Origin of the sequence: Pseudorhodoplanes sp. (assembly GCF_050250235.1) — a bacterium.
Lineage (GTDB): Bacteria > Pseudomonadota > Alphaproteobacteria > Rhizobiales > Xanthobacteraceae > Pseudorhodoplanes.
This window is the reverse complement of record NZ_JBFWPA010000119.1, coordinates 1-19845: the sequence shown is the minus strand read 5'-3', so window position 1 is coordinate 19845 and position 19845 is coordinate 1. Positions and strand designations below refer to the sequence as shown.

20 protein-coding genes and 1 pseudogene are annotated in these 19845 nt (G+C 60.2%); 15 read left to right on the top strand and 6 right to left on the bottom strand.

What is annotated here, in order from left to right; genetic code table 11:
• Positions 1 to 118 precede the first annotated feature (118 nt).
• Entirely contained in the window at positions 119 to 1342 is a 1224-nt protein-coding gene (locus tag AB7F49_RS30990) for a site-specific integrase (protein WP_428529628.1), read from the top strand.
• A 98-nt stretch (positions 1343 to 1440) separates the two neighbouring features.
• The gene (locus AB7F49_RS30985; protein WP_085953080.1) at positions 1441 to 2394 is read left to right on the top strand and encodes a recombinase family protein; all 954 of its coding nucleotides are present in this window, start codon (positions 1441 to 1443) and stop codon (positions 2392 to 2394) included.
• Between the two features lie 57 nt (positions 2395 to 2451).
• Here the strand turns inward: AB7F49_RS30985 and repC (AB7F49_RS30980) are convergent, their stop codons facing one another.
• The 6 genes from repC (AB7F49_RS30980) to AB7F49_RS30955 all read right to left on the bottom strand — a co-directional run bounded on the left by repC (AB7F49_RS30980) (position 2452) and on the right by AB7F49_RS30955 (position 9255).
• Entirely contained in the window at positions 2452 to 3762 is a 1311-nt protein-coding gene (gene repC / locus AB7F49_RS30980) for a replication initiation protein RepC (protein WP_428529625.1), read from the bottom strand.
• A 190-nt stretch (positions 3763 to 3952) separates the two neighbouring features.
• Positions 3953 to 4999: a plasmid partitioning protein RepB gene (repB, locus tag AB7F49_RS30975; RefSeq protein WP_428529624.1), complete on the bottom strand. Its 1047-nt coding sequence runs from the start codon at positions 4997 to 4999 to the stop codon at positions 3953 to 3955.
• Positions 4996 to 6213, bottom strand: coding sequence for a plasmid partitioning protein RepA (repA, locus tag AB7F49_RS30970; protein ID WP_428529622.1), 1218 nt, complete (start codon positions 6211 to 6213; stop codon positions 4996 to 4998). Before repA ends, repB begins: the two co-directional genes overlap by 4 nt.
• Positions 6214 to 6460: 247 nt before the next feature.
• Positions 6461 to 7060 carry a hypothetical protein gene (locus tag AB7F49_RS30965; protein ID WP_428529621.1) on the bottom strand — a complete coding sequence of 200 codons (600 nt, stop codon included), beginning with the start codon at positions 7058 to 7060 and terminating at the stop codon, positions 6461 to 6463.
• The gene (repC, locus tag AB7F49_RS30960) at positions 7060 to 8592 is read right to left on the bottom strand and encodes a plasmid replication protein RepC (RefSeq protein WP_011578800.1); all 1533 of its coding nucleotides are present in this window, start codon (positions 8590 to 8592) and stop codon (positions 7060 to 7062) included. Before repC (AB7F49_RS30960) ends, AB7F49_RS30965 begins: the two co-directional genes overlap by 1 nt.
• A gap of 375 nt (positions 8593 to 8967) precedes the next feature.
• Complete coding sequence (locus AB7F49_RS30955) at positions 8968 to 9255, bottom strand: MarR family transcriptional regulator (RefSeq protein ID WP_245262446.1); 288 nt, start codon at positions 9253 to 9255, stop codon at positions 8968 to 8970.
• A 155-nt stretch (positions 9256 to 9410) separates the two neighbouring features.
• On the opposite strand from AB7F49_RS30955, the gene AB7F49_RS30950 reads away from it, so the two are divergent.
• The 13 genes and pseudogenes from AB7F49_RS30950 (at position 9411) to virB11 (ending at position 19534) form a co-directional block, all read left to right on the top strand.
• Entirely contained in the window at positions 9411 to 9929 is a 519-nt protein-coding gene (locus AB7F49_RS30950; protein WP_011578798.1) for a hypothetical protein, read from the top strand.
• A 3-nt stretch (positions 9930 to 9932) separates the two neighbouring features.
• The gene (locus tag AB7F49_RS30945) at positions 9933 to 10607 is read left to right on the top strand and encodes a lytic transglycosylase domain-containing protein (protein ID WP_011578797.1); all 675 of its coding nucleotides are present in this window, start codon (positions 9933 to 9935) and stop codon (positions 10605 to 10607) included.
• A gap of 7 nt (positions 10608 to 10614) precedes the next feature.
• The gene (locus AB7F49_RS30940) at positions 10615 to 10914 is read left to right on the top strand and encodes a TrbC/VirB2 family protein (protein WP_011578796.1); all 300 of its coding nucleotides are present in this window, start codon (positions 10615 to 10617) and stop codon (positions 10912 to 10914) included.
• A gap of 3 nt (positions 10915 to 10917) precedes the next feature.
• Positions 10918 to 11256 carry a type IV secretion system protein VirB3 gene (locus tag AB7F49_RS30935; protein ID WP_011578795.1) on the top strand — a complete coding sequence of 113 codons (339 nt, stop codon included), beginning with the start codon at positions 10918 to 10920 and terminating at the stop codon, positions 11254 to 11256.
• Positions 11249 to 13630, top strand: a complete 2382-nt coding sequence (locus tag AB7F49_RS30930; protein ID WP_428529617.1) for a VirB4 family type IV secretion/conjugal transfer ATPase — start codon at positions 11249 to 11251, stop codon at positions 13628 to 13630. The genes AB7F49_RS30935 and AB7F49_RS30930 overlap by 8 nt, the downstream gene beginning before the upstream one ends.
• Positions 13630 to 14325, top strand: a complete 696-nt coding sequence (gene virB5, locus AB7F49_RS30925; RefSeq protein ID WP_011578793.1) for a P-type DNA transfer protein VirB5 — start codon at positions 13630 to 13632, stop codon at positions 14323 to 14325. The genes AB7F49_RS30930 and virB5 overlap by 1 nt, the downstream gene beginning before the upstream one ends.
• Entirely contained in the window at positions 14322 to 14558 is a 237-nt protein-coding gene (locus AB7F49_RS30920; protein ID WP_011578792.1) for an EexN family lipoprotein, read from the top strand. Before virB5 ends, AB7F49_RS30920 begins: the two co-directional genes overlap by 4 nt.
• 4 nt (positions 14559 to 14562) lie before the next feature.
• Positions 14563 to 15459, top strand: coding sequence for a type IV secretion system protein (locus AB7F49_RS30915; protein WP_018431391.1), 897 nt, complete (start codon positions 14563 to 14565; stop codon positions 15457 to 15459).
• Between the two features lie 51 nt (positions 15460 to 15510).
• Complete coding sequence (locus AB7F49_RS30910; RefSeq protein ID WP_018431390.1) at positions 15511 to 15777, top strand: hypothetical protein; 267 nt, start codon at positions 15511 to 15513, stop codon at positions 15775 to 15777.
• Positions 15778 to 15782: 5 nt separating this feature from the next.
• Positions 15783 to 16454, top strand: coding sequence for a virB8 family protein (locus AB7F49_RS30905; protein WP_011578789.1), 672 nt, complete (start codon positions 15783 to 15785; stop codon positions 16452 to 16454).
• Positions 16451 to 17308, top strand: a complete 858-nt coding sequence (gene virB9 / locus AB7F49_RS30900; RefSeq protein ID WP_428529613.1) for a P-type conjugative transfer protein VirB9 — start codon at positions 16451 to 16453, stop codon at positions 17306 to 17308. Before AB7F49_RS30905 ends, virB9 begins: the two co-directional genes overlap by 4 nt.
• 10 nt (positions 17309 to 17318) lie before the next feature.
• Positions 17319 to 18491, top strand: a pseudogene (gene virB10 / locus AB7F49_RS30895) (type IV secretion system protein VirB10).
• 8 nt (positions 18492 to 18499) lie between these two features.
• Positions 18500 to 19534: a P-type DNA transfer ATPase VirB11 gene (gene virB11 / locus AB7F49_RS30890; protein WP_011578786.1), complete on the top strand. Its 1035-nt coding sequence runs from the start codon at positions 18500 to 18502 to the stop codon at positions 19532 to 19534.
• Positions 19535 to 19845 lie beyond the last annotated feature (311 nt).

Here is a 19845-nt window from a genome sequence, read left to right as displayed (position 1 = left end):
AGGATGAATCATGGCGGCGGTTTTGGCAACAAAAATGGCCTAAAACCGCCGCGCTTGTCGCTTCATTAAAACGACCGATAATCTTGCATTATCGTTCGTTTTACTCTCTATATGAAATATGGCCCAAAACGTCGAGCGGAAGCCCAAAAATCACAGCGAACGACCCTCCGGTCCGTCCCACAGCGCGGGGCCGGACGACGATGTTTTGGCTGCGCGGCCGTCGGCCGGGCCCGACACACCGATTGCCGACGATCTTCCAGATATCATCGATCTCGTCATGGAGATGGGGAACACGGCGGCAGAGCCGCCGGCCGACGCCCCCTCCCCTCTTCCGGCCATCGCGAACCCGCGCCTGCCGGCGCATCTCGACGCACTCGCCGGCCGGGCTCGCGACTATATCGAGGCGGCGAGTTCGGCGAACACGCGGCGCGCCTATGCGTCCGACTGGCGCCATTTTGCCAGCTGGTCCCGCCGGCAGGGCGTCGAGACGTTTCCGCCGGATCCGCAAGTCGTCGGTCTTTACATCACCGCCTGCGCTTCCGGCACGGCGACCGGCGACAAGAAGCCGAACTCTGTCTCGACGATCGAGCGCCGGCTCTCCTCCCTGACGTGGAATTTTGCCCAACGCGGCCAGCCTCTGGACCGGAAAGACCGGCATATCGCCACCGTCATGGCCGGCATTCGCAACATGCACGCCTCCCCACCCCGACAAAAGGAGGCGGTGCTGCCGGAAGATCTGATCGCCATGCTGGAAACGCTTGACCGTGGCAGCCTGCGCGGCCTGCGAGATCGCGCCATGCTGCTGCTTGGCTTTGCCGGCGGTTTGCGTCGTTCAGAGGTAGTGGGCTTGGATTGTGGCCGCGACCAGACAGAAGACGGCCGCGGCTGGGTGGAGATTCTCGACAAGGGTATGCTGTTGCGCCTGCGAGGTAAGACCGGATGGCGGGAGGTCGAGATCGGCCGCGGCTCGTCAGATACGACCTGCCCGCTTGTAGCGCTGGAAACATGGCTCAAGCTCGGCCGCATCGCGCACGGCCCCCTTTTTCGAAGGGTGACAGGGCAAGGCAAAAAAGTCGGCGCCGATCGGCTCAATGACCAGGAGGTCGCCCGCCTCGTCAAGCGGACCGCGCTGGCCGCCGGCGTGCGCGGCGATCTGCCCGAGGGCCAGCGTGGAGAGCTTTTTGCCGGACACTCATTGCGCTCTGGCCTCGCCTCCTCGGCCGAGGTCGACGAGCGCTATGTCCAAAAACAGCTTGGGCATGCGAGCGCCGAGATGACGCGCAGATACCAGCGGCGACGCGACCGCTTCCGGGTCAATCTCACCAAGGCCTCAGGACTCTAAAAGCCCCCTCCCCTGCCCCGCTTGCGGCTCTCGGGTATGCCCCGGGATGTCTGCAAACGATCGTTTATCCGTATCTTCTATGTTTGGAAAACGGAACGATGGGCAGCTCGGAGGCGCTCCAAATGGCAGCTGAGACGCAAAAACGAGCTTCCCGTCGACCACAGGGCCGCCTGATCGGCTATGCGCGCGTGTCTACGGATGAACAAGCGACAGAAGCGCAGGAAATCGAACTGCGCTCTGTCGGCTGCGATGTGATCGTCCAGGAGCACGGCTCCGGCGCATCGCGCGCCCGGCCGGCTCTCAGCAAGCTGCTGCGCGACGTTGGCGCCGGCGACACCCTCGTTGTCGTCCGCATCGACCGCCTTGCGCGCTCCGTCAGCCATTTGCTCGAGGTGATTGAGGACCTGACGGAAAGAGGGGTGCATTTTCGCTCGCTGCGGGATCCGATCGACACCACGACGCCGCAGGGCATGTTTTCTCTCCAAGTGCTCGGCGCCGTGGCGCAGCTGGAGCGCTCGTTGATTTCCGAACGCACGAAGGCCGGCATAAGGGCGGCGAAGGCGAGGGGAAAGCTCTCCGGAAACCCTGGGATCCGCGAACGCCGACCGGAGACGCTCGCCATGATGACAGCCGCCCAGAAGGCAGCTTACGGCGCACGCATCCAGGCAACTGCCAGCCAGTGGCTTCCGACTGTGAAGCGCATGCGCCCGGATCATACTTGGGATGACATCGCGCGGGTACTGCAGCAACGAGGGCAGGACTGGACGCCCGAGCGGCTTCGTCGCGCCGTGAGATGGCTGGTTACCGAGCACATGGCAGACCCCGCCTTGCTTCGGAAATCGCCGCCTCGCCTCCCGGAGGACCGGCTGATGACGCTGGTCACTGGTATCCACGCCTCGAACCCGGATTTGACGCTCCGGGAGATTGGGGCGCAGCTCGAGAAACTTCACGAGCGCACACCGCGCGGCGGAGCCAAGTGGTCTCCATCATCGGTGAAGAACCTGCTCGACCGCGCCCGGCGCTCTGGACTGCTGGCGAGCGAAACTTCGTGACCATGCCTGGGCGGTGACAGCCAGTGCCCGATCGTGAGAGACACCAAACGAGCGGCATCATGGCAGCGGCTTTAACTTCTGCAGACTTTTCACGAGCGAATCCGAGAACTCAAGTCGCGGTGCTCCGCCGGCGTTGCCCGCGGCTTCTGATTGCCGCCGCTTGTTCTCATCCAGCTTGGCCCGCAGCAGCGCCATGATCATCGGCCAGGTCGAGAACTTCCCTTCCCTCGCCTTGTCTGTCAGGCTCCGCAAGTATCCGCCCGCGCTGTTGATCTGACCCGATCGCTGATAAATCGCGGCCAGTGCAATCGCGGCCTGAACCTCGCCCATGACGCCTTGGGCATCCTGCCAGGCGCTCCGACTGATACCGAGCATCGTTCGTCCAAGTTCTGCGGCCGCAAGCAAGTCGCGCCAGTGGCGGATCTCACCCGATTGAACGATTTCCAGCAGGTTAGGGCAGGCATCCAGCACAATACTCAACGGCAAATCACGCTTCGGCAAGCTCCGCACGTTGTCGGTTTCCGCAGCGCTGCCGCTCGCTTCATTCTTTTCTCGAAAGCTGTGTTCAGATTCAGATATGGATTCGGGATTTGAATTCTGTATGTGGCGCTCAAAATGAGACTCATTGGCGTTCGCATTTTGCGTTTTTGTGAAGGATTCCAATATGTCACTGATCTCGGCGTGAAGTTCCGCGAGTTGCCCGCAGATGTCCTCGAGAAGTTGCCTCGGCGCCGTGCGCGGAAGCGTTGCGATGATCGTTTGATAGGCTTGAAGCACCCTGCCCCAATTACCCGGCACGCCCTCTTCGATCCCGGTGTCAATCATCTTGACGATATCGCGCCGCAGCAGCGTCAGACGCTCCCTGGCAACGCGAAACGCCTTCTTCTCCGCCTGGACGGTCTCAGCGAGATCACGAAACTCCTCGGCGCGGGCGACGATCGGCGACAGGTCGAAGCCATAGGCCTGCTCCACTTCCCCTGCCCTGCTCCTGCGGGCGAAGCGCTTGCCGTTCGGACTGTCGCGACGAATGATCAAACCGCATTCCACCAGCACAGCCAGATGGCGGCGAAGCGTTGCCGGCGAGATGCCATTGGCCCTGGCCATGAGCTGCTCGTTCGACGGCCAGACGATGAGTTCCCCCACGGCCGAGAACTCCGTTTCCCGGTGGAATGAAAGCAGCGCGTTGAGGATCGCCAGAGAGCGATCGGTCGCGCCGAGCGGCTCGCGCGCTTCACGGATATGCTGGAAGACCTGCCACTTATTGGCGGCTGCCTCCTTGGGCATTGCCTTTGCGGTCGCCTGGCTGGCGATCTGGCCAAGCGTCAGCGCTCGCCGCCCGAAGGGCGTCGTTGAAATATGTATCTGCATTGTCTTTCACCTATCGCTAGGCAAAAGAAATTGGCTCGCCGAAACGACGTTTTCCGTCGCGGACTCTTGACTGCGATTCGCGGAAGTGCGATTCTCTGGGTGCTAACTTGGAGAAGGGCTTCCGAACGATGTTTTGGGGGCCTTTTTCTTTTGCTTCGTTTCGATCTCCTGCTTCGTGTTCAGTTCGCCGCTATCCGACGCTCTTGCGGTATTCCGCGTAGAGTCGGGGGACCTCGTTCAAGACGAATTCCGCAAACTCGGGGGAAGCCTTCCGATCGACGCTGAGCGTCACCTTCTGCTTCGTCTGAGAAATTCTACCAACTTCATTGCCCTGGTGAGTGACAGGCACCTCGTCTTTCGGAGCGAGCGCACCGTCCTTGAGAGCTTTCGCAACTGCCTCGAAGCGCTCCTTCGACTTAAGCAGCTCGAACCCAGGACGATTGGCGACGTTCAGCGCCTGCTTTGCGCGCTGTTTGTCTGACGCCAACATATCGGCCAATGCCATCCAATTGCGACGGCCTACGCCGTGCGCGGGGCCGATGGCTTCAATCAAGTCCTCGGGAATTTTCGCCGCGACAGCCAGCATGTTTGAAAGATCACTCTTATAGATCGCCAAGGCTGACATGATGACGTCACGAGGGAACTGCTTTTCGAGGCGTTGCGCGAAGCGAACTTTTTCGATGTAGGAGAGGTCCTGCCGCTCGTTGTTCTCCTGCCCTTGCGCAATGACCAGTTCTTGGTCGCTCATCGTCCTAACGACGGCCTTTACCGGCCGCTCCAGAGCGATCGCAGCGCGCAGTCGGCGATGTCCGAATGCAACTTGATATTTCGATGGGTCGTCGGGGTGGGGCCGAACTAGGATGGGAACCTGTTGCCCCTCGTTCCGGATCGAGTCCACAAAACCGCGAAAAGCTTCATCATCGGACAACATTCGGTCCGGGATAAATGAAGGCTCTACGTCGGCAGTGTCGAGTTCGACTATGATCTGGCCCGATAGGAGCTTCTTTTCAATTTCGTCCGCTCGCTTCGAACGCTCACTGAGCTCCCCGAGCGACTGCCCAAGGGCACCAACCGGCGTGGCATCGCTCGGATCGGTCAAATCAGGTGAACCTAGAAGAGGTCGCAGCCTTGATGGCCGGCGTGGGCCTTGGTCTTCCTGCGAGACTGCGGGCACGGTATCGCGGGTTTGATCCGTCGGCTTTTGCGACAGGTTGCCAAAGATCTGCTTCCGGCTCATGCGGCCCTACCCCATGCTTTCTTGATCAGCGCCTCAATTTCAGCGTTGACACTGTCAACAGATTCCAACGCTCTGTCGTAGGTCGACCGCGTAAACTGGCTTCTCTCCACCTCGAAAATTGTTTGGTTGGTGAGACCGGCATCGGAAATCGCGGTGCTCTTGAGCATCGGGTGATTGAGGACGTGATCGCCAAAAATAGAGCGCAAAAAGGCGACCATCTGGTTCTGCGGGCCGTCGCTTGGCTCAAAGCGAGTCACTAGGTACTTCATCCAGAGATATTGCGACGACGCCCCTGCCCTACTGATTTCTTCGAGCAGATCTCCCGTCATCGCCAGGAACTGGCTCATCGACATTACGTCCAGCATCTGCGGATGAATCGTGATCAGAACCGACGTCGCGGCGGTAAGCGCTGACATCGTCAAGAAACCTAGTTGCGGCGGGCAATCGATTACCACGACATCGTACAGCTTCTGAACTTGAGAAAGCGCCTGTCCAATGCGCGCAAAGAACAGAGTATCGCCCGGCGCACGCGTCATTAGGGCCTTTGGCGTATCGTGCTCGAACTCCATCAATTCGAGATTGCCAGGCACCAGATGGAGATCTGGGATATACGTTGCTCTGACAATCTCGGCGATCGGGCGCTTCTCTTCGTCATACCGGATTGCTCCGTAGAGCGTTTCGTTGGGCCCGACATCGAGCTCGGGCTGGTGTCCGAACAGCGCGGAGAGGCTTGCTTGCGGGTCCAGGTCGATAGCTAGGACGCGGTAGCCGCGAAGAGCAAGATACTGAGCGAGGTGGGCCGTCGTCGTTGTCTTTCCCGACCCCCCCTTGAAATTCATCACAGTGATGACCTGGAGTTGCTCGGAGCCGGTGCGCCAGGGTAAGTATCGCTTGTTTCCTCGAGTCCCACTGTCCAGTGACTTCCGAATCTCATGGATCGCCTCGACCGAATATGTACGGCGCCCCCCCGCCGAGACGTTACTAACGTCCGGCATCTCGCTAGCGACCTGTCGGAGGTAACCCTCCGTGATTCCGATCAGCTTCGCGGTTTCGGCCGGCGAAAAATTGCGAATGCCTTTTTCCGCGTCTGGTTGAAATGTGCTAACGTGATGTGCTTGGAGCTCGGACGACAGCGCCGCGGAATGACGCTGAATGAGGGTCTTGAGCTCATTGGTCACGTCGGTTGACGCTGGCGGTTTAGCAGTGGTCTCCATCAGGTTCTTCCATTCCTGCGGTAGTTGCGGAAAATTTACGAGATTGCGAAAAACTCCGCAGGTGAGCGAACTATGCCCGATTCTTTCTGTTCTGCAACAAAATAAGGGTTAACGAGATATGAATGCCCCGGGGTACCAGCATTCAGTCGGGGAAGTTAGCCGCGGCTAACTGGTAATCTCGGTCCGCCCCAGGGCCACAGCCACGCACGGTGTCGACGGAGCCCAACCGCGATGGCGCCTACGAGAATCACCATCGTTGTGGCGAGAGAGGATTATACGTGCCATTAGCGCGGCGCCAATCCGCAGGAGTCATGAAATTACTCGACCAAATCCCTGCGCTCGCGGCCTTTGCCTTCGCCTCGATCTCCGCATAGCCGGGCAGCGGATCTTCATGCTTTGACACAGCCAGGACATACATCCCCTGCCCGAGACCCAAAGCTGCTATGTCGATCGCGTCGACGTAGCACTGCGCTCGATACCCTCCACCTGGAATAACGCGGGTCGGCCGACACTCGACCTCCTTGACCAATGTGCGAGACGCGAGCCACGCCGTAGCCACTGCGCCACATGGCCAGTCCACATTTCCAAGACGCGCCTTCTGTCGGAGTTCGCAGGAATCGACGGCCTCCAGGCGGATTCGGGTCGCAGTACGATATCGTCCTCCGTCCTGAATCAAATCGAACGTGACGCCATCGTAGATTTGCGCTTTGCCTATGACCGTTTCCGGCAAACCCTGGGCGGCGACGCCGCCGGCGGTCGAGAACAAGCTGAATGCAATGGCGATCGCATAGGCTGCCGGACCCCACCCGCAGCCTCGGCTTTCCACATATCTCGTCCGAACCTTCATCAACGCATCCGCCACTTCTTGCAGAACCCAATAAATGCTTTTTCGATGCTCGGTTGGGCGAGATCGATATTCCCCTTGCGGCACCAGGACCTGAAGGCATCCGCCACGGTCTCGACATCAGGCGTCGGTTTGGGCGCATGCTCGCGAACCAGCTCCGCCCAACCGGACCAGTTGATGCGGTCCTGAGGAAAGCCGCGATAGGGATGTACCGGGCGCGAGGAATGAATTGCGACGCCGCCGCCCTTCGCGCCGGCAAGCGCAAACAAAGACCGGCTAATTCGCAACTGCCCGTTTCTGCCTCGCTGAATGAGTCTCCGAAGATACGCGCCGGGGTTGGCGACCTGACCATCATCTGCGCGCTGCACGGTGACAGCAAGCGCGGCGATCGCCGCGTCCGGTCCCAGATCGTTTTCCGCCTCGGTCCATACCTGGGCATTGATTGTCGCGGCGGCGCACAGCCGGCGGCCTGATGACCGCAGCGCTGTCCAACTGTCGAAGACCTCGGGGACGTGCTTTTGAAGGGCAGGGCAGGCGGCTCGCACCAGTCCGAGCGATACATTGCCGATGTCGTCAACCGGGCTCAGCGCCGGCCTGCCATCCGTTCCAGCGGCCGCTAGCGCATCTGCCAGTCTTCTTCCGGAAGTCAGTGGGGTGGGGCGGGGTGGGGCGCCTGAAATAAGTCTGTCCGTTACGGCGGGGGGCGAGTTTCTACTTTCTTCTACACAGGGAAGATCCGCTGTAGTTTGTACCTGACGAAAACTCGTCACCGCGGTGTCTAAATTTGAGCGTTGCGACGCGCTTCGGTACGCCTCTTCAACCTGCTCACGGAGAACGGTCAACTCTTCGATCAACTCGCGGAATTGGCCCAGGTCACCCGGCACGCATTCCCGCAGCCTATCCAGCCTCGCGTGGAAGTGTTGCCAGTTGCCCACGAGCCCATCGCGTTCGGCCGCCACCAGGACAGCCTCGATCTCTCTGCGGATCTGTGTACGCTGATAGGAGAGCGTCCTGCGCTCGCGTCCTTCCTGCTCATAGGCAAGGGCGATCTCGAGAAGTTCGTCATAACGCATGATGATCGGCGATAGGTCTATCCCAAACGCCTCCACGATCTTGCCTTGGTCGTCCCGAACACCACGACGCTGGTAGGTGGGGTGCGATGCATGCGCGATAAGTCCTGCCGCGGCCAGCCCGCGCAGATGATGTCGGGCCGTAGAGATGGATAAGCCGAGTTGCCGCGCGAGGGCCTCGTTAGAGGGCCAGACGATCGGGCTGGCGTCCTTGCAGGTCCAGTCGGCCGCGGGCGAATAGCCGAACAGTTTGTCTATCATCGCAATCTTCGCCGCCTTCAGTCCCAACGCGGCGGCCGCGCGCTTAGCCAACTGCAATGCCTCAATCCGCTTTACGGCCAGTGTCCGATCGCCAGCATAGTCCCGAGCTGCCCGGTGCGCGGCCAGGCCGGCGGGCGTGATCCGACGAACACCGGCCACTGGTTTCAATCCTTCGGCCGATGCAAATTCTTCAGTAGTGCTCATTCCGGTACCTCCCGAAACGGCAAGCAGGATCGTTCGCCGAAGTGGCGTTTTGCCTTGACACAAATTTGGGCTTTTGCGATTATTCGACCCGTCACAGGTTGCGGTTCTCGCCAAAGAGCCCCAGCAAAGAATTTCGATCTTCAGTGAACCGGCCTTGGAAGCGTCAACTTCCGGGGCCGTTCCTTTTTTGCCGTATAGCTTCTCCATCACACGGTTTGTCTACGCGAAACGAATCAGTCTGCGCGTGAGAGCAGGTGAGTCGTTGCGCGAAGTATGCTAGCGCGCTTATGCGCAAGCAATACTGTGCGTTTTCATCATGTAATGGAAGTCTTTTTAAGACGACTTTTCAAACGACTGAGGATCACGTAGCGCGGTTTAGGAGCCGTAAACGCCCTGAAGCCTCTCGAAGATTTCCGGCGCGATCTCGTACTGCCGGGCCTTGCCACGCCCGATTGACGTGCGCCCCCAGGACTCTTTCAAAAGCCCTCGCACGACCAGCGGATCAATGGCTTCCTGCGCTGCTTTCCTTGTCATTCCAGTGACTTCCGTCACGTTCGTTATGGTCAGCGCCGTATCTGCCTTTTGCAGCGTGTACAGGAGATTCATCATGCCGAGCTGGCGCAGACGCGAATTCGGCGTCTCGTCGGGCAGGGGCTTTGACATGATCTCGTGCGTAGCCAAGGTCGCAAAAACCGTGTTGTGCCAGCGTTGGTTTAATGGGCTTGGCATCTTCTTATCTATTCGGTAACGTGTAGTATGACAAGGTGGTGAAGCCTCACGGACGGCGAGCCAGTGGAGAGACAAACGGGAGTTTGGGCATGAAAAATGCGGTCATTCGGGCACTTTCTGCCTTTTTACTCTGCGTTCCATTGTACACGTTTTCGTCTTCCATTGCGCGGGCAGATGATTGGGGTTGCCAGGTTCTCCTATGCCTTTCGAATCCCGGTGGCGCAACGCAGTACGCCGAGTGCCGCCCCCCGATTGAGCGGTTGTGGTCGCATCTGGCGAAGGGCCGTTCCTTCCCGATTTGCAGCGGTGTCGGCTTCACAGCGACGAAGCCCCGTTACGAGCCGTACTATTGCGATGCCGGGTTCCGTCTCGTCACGCGTTCGGGGGATCGTCGGAATGAAGTCGGTTGCGTCTCCACCGAACCCAAAGTCGTTAGCAGCGCCATGTGCAGTTATCGTGACAATGGGGGCGCCTCGGGACGCTGGCATTTCGAGGACGGCAAGCGGGTTTGCAAGGCACTGGTCACCCAACATCCTTATGTGCGCGAGCAGCCGAGGTACGTCGACGTTACCATCGATGGCGCCGGCCGCCAGCGCGTGTGGTTCTAACCTATGCCGGTTGCCTTCCTCGATCTCGCTCAAAACTGCGCGCCGCAGATCGCCACGGAAACAATCGCGGCTGTCGTGAGCGTCGAGAGCGGCTTCCAACCCTTTGCCATCCGCATCAACACAGATCGTCCGCTCGCCGAGCAGCCCAAAACCAGAGCCGAGGCAATCGAAACCGCGACAACCCTGATTGCCGAGGGCCACGATATTGACCTCGGACTTGCCGGGATCAATTCCGGCAATCTCGGCCGGCTCGGCCTTTCCGTCAGCGATACCTTCGACTTCTGCCTCAACATCAAGGCCAGCGCGTCGCTCCTTGAGCATTACTACCAAATAGCGCTCCAAGGCGGCGCGACGACGGCGCAGGCCGAAGCCGTCATGCTGCGAAGCTATTTCGGCAATGGCGACCCCTCAGTCGGCGAAATGGTGCGCTACGACAAAAAAGTGCTGGCCGAGCGCGCGCGACTGTCCAACCAACTCGACAGTATCGAGATTGTCGAAGCGAAGGCGCAGGCGTTGCCCGCACGCGAGAGGGCAGGGGAGTCGTCTGCCGCGACGGCCGAAGGCGATCAGGCCGAGAAGAGCCAGCAGAGGTCGCAGGCTTCAGTGCCGCGATGGGACGTCTATAACGCGGGGCGGCAATCCTCCGTCCTCGTCTTTTCCAACGAGCAAAAGGAGTGATGAGCCCATGAACCTATCGGCTCGCATAAGGCCATTCGCGGCGACCGCGACGATGGCGGCGGTATTTTCCCTGTCCTTGGTCGAGCCGAGCTTCGCCCAGGCGGGCGGCATCGAAAGTGTGCTGCAGAATATCGTCAACATGCTCACCGGCAATGTCGCCAGACTGCTGGCCATCATCGCCGTGATCATTGTCGGGATCGCATGGATGTTCGGCTACCTCGATCTTCGCAAGGCGGCGTTTGTCGTGCTTGGCATCGGAATCATCTTCGGTGCGACCGAGATCGTCAACATGATCTCAGGAGGCTAGTGCGTGACCGAACGGATTGCCCTTGAGGAAGACACGCTGTTTCTCGCCTGCACCAGGCCGGCGATGATTGGCGGCGTGACGATGGAGGCGATGGGGATCAACATGATCTTCACGACGATCCTCTTCATAGTCGCGGGATCCGTGGCCTACGCGCTCGTGGGCCTGGTGTTCCACGTCATCTTCAAGGCCATCGTCAAGCACGACCACAATATGTTCCGCGTGCTGCTCGGTTGGATCGAGACGCGGGGCAGAACCCGCAACAGCGGGTTCTGGGGCGGATCGAGTCTCACTCCGATGAAGCTCGTTCGGCGCTATGACGAAAGGGATCTCGGCCTTGCCTAGTACCGCGACCGTCAGGAGCCGTGAGCTCGAACCCGAGACCTTCATCCCCTACGTCCGCCACATCGATGAACGGGTGATCGCGCTTGACTCCCGTGCCCTGATGGTGGTCATCGCGCTCGAAGGCGTGTCGTTCGAGACGGCCGACACGCTGGACCTCAATGCGCTGCACCGGGACCTCAACACGCTCTACCGCAACATCGCGGATGAGCGGCTGGCGCTGTGGACGCATGTCGTTCGGCGACGCGACAACGAGTATCCTGACGGCGAATTCGCGAACGCCTTCTCGCGCACGCTGAACGACAAGTACCGCAACCGCATGATCGGCGAGGACTTGTTCCGCAACGATCTGTATCTCAGCCTCGTATGGCACCCGGGCAAGGATGCAGCCGAGCGGGTGGCAGCGTTCCTGTCGAGATTGCGCAAGGCGCGGCGACGCGGGGTGGAGCTTGATGTGGATGCCCTCAAGCGTCTCGACGACACCATCGTCGACGTTACAGCCGGCCTGAAGCGTTTCGGCCCGCGCGTTCTCACCCTTCAAGAGCGCGACGGCCTTGTCTTCTCGGAGCCGAGCGAAGTGCTGCACCAACTGGTGGGCGGCCGCCGTGAAGCCGTGCCGCTGACCGAGGGCCGCGTTTCATCGGCAATTTATTCCGACCGCGTCATTGTCGGACGCGAGACGGTCGAGATCCGTCACGAAGGATCGAGCCGTTATGCAGGCATATTCGGTTTCAAGGAATATCCGGCCCGCACGCGGCCCGGCATGTTCGATGGCTTGTTGACCGTCCCCTATGAACTGATCCTGACCCAGAGCTTCTCATTCCTGTCGAAGTCAGATGCGAAGACGGTGATGGGACGCAAGCAGAACCAGATGGTCAGCGCCGGCGACAAGGCCGGGTCGCAGCTCGAGGAGCTCGATGATGCGCTGGACGATTTGGAATCCAACCGCTTCGTGCTGGGTAACCATCACTTGACGCTTACGGTCTTCGCCGGAACGGTGAGGGAATTAACGGACAATCTGGCGAAGAGCCGAACCCATCTGACCAACGGCGGCGCGGTCGTTGCGCGCGAGGATCTCGGGCTGGAAGCGGCCTGGTGGGCGCAGCTTCCCGGCAACTTCCGCTATCGCGTCCGCTCTGGCGCGATCACCTCGAAGAATTTCGCGGCCTTTTCGCCGTTTCATTCCTATCCGGTCGGTCAGCGCGACGGCAACGAATGGGGACCTGCCGTTGCCATGCTGAAGACGGCGTCGGGATCTCCGCTCTATTTCAATCTTCACTATGGCGATCTCGGCAACACCTTCATCGGCGGACCTTCCGGCTCTGGCAAGACGGTGCTGCTCAACTTCATCCTGTCGCAGGGCGAGAAGTTTGATGCCAATATTGTGTTTTTCGACAAGGACCGCGGCGCCGATCTTTTCGTGCGCGCCGCCGGCGGCACATACCTGCCGCTAAAAAATGGCCGGCCGACCGGCTGTGCCCCGCTGAAGGGCATGGAACTGACGCCGGAGAACAAAGTGTTTCTGGCGCAATGGGTGACCAAGCTTGTCGGCTCGAAAACGCGAGAACTCTCCGTCGCGGAAACCCGCGACATCGCCAATGCCATCGATGGGCTCGCCGATCTGCCGGTAGAGCGGCGCACGATCGGCGCGCTGCGCACCTTTCTCAACAACACCGATCCCGAAGGCATCGCATCTCGATTGCGCCGCTGGGAGAGGGGAGGGCCGCTCGGTTGGGTATTCGATAACGTCATTGAGGACATTGGCCTTGGAGACTTCGGTGTTGGCGGCAAGTTCGTCGGCTATGACATGACCGACTTCCTCGACAATGAGGAAATCCGCACGCCGCTGATGGCCTATCTCTTCCACCGGGTCGAGCAGCTGATCGACGGCCGCCGCATCATCATCGTGATCGATGAGTTCTGGAAGGCGCTTGCCGACGAAGGCTTTCGCGATCTCGCCCAGAACAAGCTCAAGACCATCCGCAAACAGAATGGGCTCATGCTGTTCGCCACGCAAAGCCCGCGCGATGCGATCAACTCTCCGATTGCGCACACCATCATCGAGCAGTGCCCCACCCAGGTCTTCATGCCCAACTCGCGTGGCAGTCGAGCCGACTACGTCGACGGCTTCAAGCTCACCGAACGGGAATATGAGCTGATCGCACGGGAGCTCTCCAACGAGAGCCGCCGCTTCATCGTCAAGCAGGGTCATAACAGCGTCGTCGCCGAGCTCAATCTCGGCGGCTTCGACGACGAACTCGCCGTGCTCTCCGGTCGCACCGCCAACGTCGAACTTGCCGATACGATCCGGGCGGAGACCGGCGACGATCCGGAAGCATGGCTTCCTCTCTTCCAGCAGCAAAGGAGTGCAGGCTGATGCGTATGCGCAAATCGATGATGGCTGCCGCCATCCTTGTCCTGTCGGCCAGCGGCGCCGGCGCGCAAGGGATTCCCGTGATCGACCAGACGGCGATCCTGAAGCACATTGAGAGCATCACCCAGCTCAAGTCGCAGCTTGACGCGCTCAATCAGCAAATCACCCAAGCCGAGCAATTGTTCGGATCGCTGAACAAGCTGACGAACATGGCCGATGTTGTTTCCCTCCTGAACCAGCCGGAAATCCGCAAAGCCTTACCGCAAGACTTTGCGGCGATCGAAAGCCTGCTCAGCGGCAACGGCTCGGGTGCGTTCGGCGATGCCGCCTCGAAATTCCTCGGCGAGAACTCGACCTACCAGACCTCGGCCAACGATTTCTACGCCCAGGAACTGGCGCGCGTTCAGAACCGCAATGCCGGCCAAATGAGCCTTGGCCAGCAGATTTACGATGCCGCCACCAAGCGCATCGATGGGATCGATCAGTTGCGCCAGCAGATATCGTCGGCAAGCGATGCCAAGGACATCGCCGATCTCCAGGCGCGCATTCAGGCCGAAAGTGCCTTCCTGCAGACCGATCTCCTTAGGATGCAGGGGCTGCAGATGGTCCAGCAGGCGCAGGCCCAGGTCGAGGATCAGCGCAAGGCGGAAGACTGGCGCAAGCGCATCGACACGATGAACACGGCGCTGTCGCAATGAAGCATGTCGCGGCTCTCGTCATGATGGCATTGCTGGCGGCGTGTTCGGAACCGCCTCCGGCTACGGTCATCACCGTCAGCGAATTTCTCGCCGACGAGAGCCTGCGCGCTGATCATATCGGAAAGTGCCGCGAGAACCCCGGTGAACTCGGGGAGACGCCCAATTGCCGCAATGCCGAAGAGGCGGAAGGCAAGGCCCGGCTCGAGCGCATGAACAGGGCGCTGGGGGGATAGCGCCATGTACACCGTCTTCGACTTTCTCGATCGCCAGTTCACGACGCCGCTCCAGAACTTCATCAGTTCCGGTACAAGCGGGATCAGCGCGTGGGTGACGGGGCCGTTGACAGCAGCGCTGACACTCTACGTGATCCTTTACGGTTTCCTGATCCTGCGCGGATCGGTGCAGGAACCGATCATGGAGTTTGCCTTCCGGGCGATAAAGCTCGCCATCATACTGATGCTGGTGAGGAACGCCGGCGAATATCAGACCTATGTGACTAACGTCTTTTTCGAGATTCTGCCCAGGGAAGTTTCCGAAGCACTGAATACCGGCGGCGCGCCGAGCGCTACGACCTTCGACAGTCTGCTCGACAAGGGTCAGAAATCCGCCAATGATATTTGGGCACAGGCCTCATGGCCGGTCGATCCGCTGACCGGTTTTGCCGGTCTTGTCGTCGTGTTTGTGACTTTTGTCGTGGCCTCGATCGGCTATGTTGTTTCACTCTATGCGCGGGTCGCCCTTGCGATCGTTCTCGCGATCGGACCGATCTTCATCGCACTGGCCATGTTCCAGTCGACACGCCGCTTCACCGAGGCGTGGATCGGGCAGCTCGCCAACTTCGTCATTCTGCAGGTTCTGGTTGTCGCGGTCGGCTCGCTGCTGGTCACCAGCTTCGCGACCATGTTTACGACTGTCGAGGCTTACAGCGACGTCCTGATGCGCCCGATCGCCGTCGGCGCCATCGGGCTTGCGTCACTGTACGTCTTTTATCAGCTGCCAGGTATTGCCTCGGCGCTCGCCTCCGGCGGTGCCTCGCTGACCTATGGCTATACCGCGGCGCGCGATGGGCACAACAACACCGTAGTGCGCGCGATCGGTTGGAGTTGGCGCAGGCTGACCGGCAGAGGAGCCTGACGCCATTACCATGAGGGGTATTTCAGCGTGCATATAGTTCGAGTTGTAACAATGATGGGGCTGCTGGCGGCGGTCTCCGGCTGCGCGACGCTAAGTTACCCGCTGCCCAAATGCGACGGTTACGCGAAGCGTCCGCTCAATCGTTCGATGTGGGATTGGGATGCCGGGAAAGCACAGGGCAATCCGCAACAGCAATCCTCGCGCGCTGGTGGCGACGCGTTAGCCTTGGCGTTCGCCGAGCATGAACCAACCGTCGCGACCGTAGCCTTCGCCGGATTCGACGAAGCCGGCTCTCACGCCGCTTGCCGGGCAGGGTAGGGGGCATGGTGACGACAGACAGTCTCAAGGAATATTTCGACAAGGCGCGCCGCTTCGATCAGGACCGGATGGTCTCCGCCGAGCGCTCAAAACGACTCGCCTGGTTCGTCGCCATCGTCGCCAGCGTGCTGGCCTGCGTCTCGGTTGCCGCCGTGGTCGCGCTGACGCCGCTCAAGACGGTCGAACCCTTTGTCATCCGCGTCGACAATTCGACCGGCATCGTCGACGTCGTGTCAGCCATGGCGTCGACCGCCGGCAACTATGACGAGGAGGTCACCAAATATTTCGCCGCCCGTTACGTCCGGGCACGCGAAGGCTATGTCTGGTCGGAAGCGGAAGAGAATTTCCGGACCGCATCGCTGATGTCGAACGCGGCTGAGCAGCAGCGCTTTGCGGCCGCGTATCGCGGCGGCAATCCGGAATCTCCGCAGAATGTCTATGGGCGCTCGGCGACGTCCCGTATCGGGATCAAGTCAATCTCACTCATCAACAGCAATGTCGTTTCAGTCCGCTACACGCGGACAATCACACGCGGCGAAGATGTCCGCACAACCCATTGGGTGGCAACGATCACCTATTCCTATGCCAATGCCCCAATATCCTCCAGCGACCGGTTGGTGAACCCGCTTGGGTTCGTGGTGAGCGAGTACCGGGCCGATCCGGAGGCCTTGAATTGAGAAAACGATCGTTCCTTGCCGTGGCCATCATCGCGGCACTGGCCGCATTCCCTGTTCAGGCCCTGGAGATTCCGACCAGCGCGCAGCAGGACAATCGCGTGCGTTTCGTCAGCTACCAACCCTACAATATCACCCGCATCGTCGGCACGATCCGTTCTTCGGTCCAGGTGGAGTTCGCGCCAGACGAGGAAATCGCTCATGTGGCACTCGGCAATACCGTTGCCTGGGAAGTCGCACCTGCCGGCCACATCCTGTTCCTCAAACCACGCGAGAACCAACCCGCCACCAACATCTCTGTTGTGACGACACGGCGCGACGGCTCCAAGCGCAGCTATCAGATGGAATTGGTCGTTCGAGACGGGTCGGTCGATGCCGGGCAAAATACCTATTTCTATGTGAAGTACCGTTATCCAGCCGATGAAGCAGAGCGGCGACGCCTCGAGGATGAGGCGAAGAAGCGTGCGGCCGAGGCTGGTTATGCCGATCAGGTCCTCGGCATCCATGAACAATACGGCCCACGAAACTGGCGTTATTCGGCGCAAGGCTCCGCCGCAATCGAACCGCAGGCGGTCTACGATAATGGCAAGGTGACGACCTTTGCCTTCAGCGGCAATCAGGAGATGCCCGCGATCTACATAGAGAATTCCGACGGGACGGAAAGCCTGGTGCCGAAGACGGTTCAGGGCGACCTCGTTCTGGTCCATGCGATCAGCCGCAAGTTTATCCTGCGGCGTGGATCGGACACGCTCTGCATCTTCAACGAGGCCTATTCGCCGGTAGGCGTCGATCCGGGAACCAATACCACCTCGCCCTCGGTCGAACGAGTGGTGAAGGTTCCGGCCGCCGGACAATAAGGGAGCCGCCATGACAGATACGCCAGAAACATCGATCCCCGGCGAACGCGGTCAGACCTCGGCGGCACGCAAGGGCGACAGCAATCCCTTGCTCAAGCGAGGCGCGGTCGTGCTGGCGGTCGTCGCCTTCATGGGTTTCGCCATGTGGTCGATGCGCCAGGGGCCGAAGGAGGACGTCGAGCAGCCGGGATCGGGAGTGATCCGTCAGACGACGGAGTTCGAACCGGCCCGGGCCGAACCCGAGCCCGTGGCCCTGCCAGTTCCCGAGATCAAACTACCGACGCCGGCCGTCGAGACGGCGGAGACGCCCCCGGTCGATGAACTGCTCGATGCGGCAAGACGGGCGCCGGTGATGGCCTTTGGCGGCGGTCAGTCCGGCAACAATGCCAGGCCTTCCAATACGGGCGACGCGACGACCGATCCAAACTTCGTCCCGGTTGACGGCCTCCTGGGAGGAGGGGGGCAGGGCGAGAACGAGGATCAGCGCTTCAACCGGATGCTGAAGCCAACTGTCCTGGAAGGATCGTAGGCCGGACATCTCGGCAACCGGAACTTCATCGTGGCGATGGGGACCTCGATCCCCTGCGCGCTCGAAACCGCGCTGTCATCCGATCAGCCGGGATTCACCAGTTGCGTGATTACCCGAGATATTCTCTCCGACAACGGCCGGGTCGTGCTGATGGAGAAAGGCACCCAGGTCGTGGGCGAATATCGTGGCGGACTGCGCCGCGGCCAAAGCCGGTTGTTCGTGCTCTGGAACCGAGCCAAGACGCCCACAGGCGTCATCATCACATTGGCCTCGCCGGCAACCGATGCGATCGGCCGGGCTGGCTTTGATGGTTACGTCGATACGCATTGGTGGGAGCGCTTCGGAAGCGCGCTACTTCTGTCGGTGGTCGGCGATATTGCCACCTATGCCGGTCAGGAACTACAGCGCAGTGATGTGCAGGCGCAGGGCACGACAAGCGCCGGCAAAGACGCCGCCGCGATCGCCGTCGAGCAGTCCATCAACATTCCGCCAACGCTCATGAAGCACCAGGGGTCACTCGTTTCGATCTTCGTGGCGCGCGATCTCGATTTCTCAAGCATCTATGGTCTGCGGGTCACCGAGCCGCGCAACACGATCTACGACCGCGCCGTGATAGGCGACTTCTATCCAAAATCCGATTTGGTCACGAAATAGGGCAGGGGATGGCGGAAAACTCCGATGCTGGCGTCGTCCGCCAACTGCTTCTGCCGCTCGATCGCTTCTTGAAAGACGAGAGCCTCTACGAGGTCGTCATCAATCGACCCGGCGAAGTGCTGACGGAAGGAACGGCTGGCTGGAAACGCCACGAGCTGCCGGACCTGTCGTTTGACAAGCTGATGCGGCTGGCCCGCGCGGTGGCAAGTTACTCAAATCAGGGCATCGACGAGACGCGCCCGCTTCTCTCTGCCACCCTTCCGGACGACGAACGCATCCAGATTGTGATCCCGCCGGCGACGACACGCGACACCGTTTCCATCACCATCCGCAAGCCCTCATCTGTTGCGCTGTCCACGGCTGATCTGGAGGAGGGCGGCTTGTTCGAGAATGTCGTTGCGAGCGCCGATCAGACCTCTCGTGAAGATCCGTTGTTAGCGAGCTACCGCAGCGGACAGTATCGCGTCTTTCTCGAAGGTGCGGTTCTTGCGCGCAAGAACATCATCATCTCTGGCGCCACGGGATCCGGCAAGACCACGATCTCGAAGGCGCTAATCCAGCACATTCCAGACGACGAACGGCTCATCAGCATCGAAGACACACCGGAGTTGACGATCCCGCAGCCGAACCATGTCCGGCTGTTCTATTCCAAGGGCGGGCAGGGGCTGGCAAAGCTCGGCGCGAAGGATCTGCTTGAATCGTGCCTGCGCATGCGCCCGGATCGGGTCCTCCTGCAGGAGCTGCGTGACGGCACTGCGTTCTACTACATCCGAAACATCAATTCCGGGCACCCCGGCTCGATCACCACCGTCCATGCGGATTCACCAAGCCTGGCGTTCGAGCAGTTGACACTCCTGGTCAAAGAATCCGAGGGGGGACAGGACCTCGACCGGGAAGACATCCGAAACCTGCTGAAGATTTCGATCGACGTGATCGTGCAGTGCAAGAGGGTCGGCGGCAGGTTCCGGGTGACGGAGATTTACTTCGCTGACGCCATTGCCCCGACCGCCCGCATCTCTTCAGCTGGAGGGGTCGCGCCATAATCCATAGCGTGCGGGCTAGGCAAGATCCGCATTTTAGAAAGTTGGACCATCTTATGAAAACAGCGCGCCGTCGGCGATCCGCCAGTCTCCCCGTACATTTTGCGACAAACTTATCCTGCGGTACCGCAAGGTCTGCAGAAAGGTGTCTTCGTATGCGCACCTCGAACGAAGCATGTCTGACCGTCTCCGAAGGGGAGCATCTCGCTCAATCCATCAATTTGGCTCTCGCGTGTTACTGTAGAGAACAAATGAGAGAGGGTGGCGATCTTATTCTCGAGCTCGACTCTTCCCGTGCCATCATCCGGCCCGTT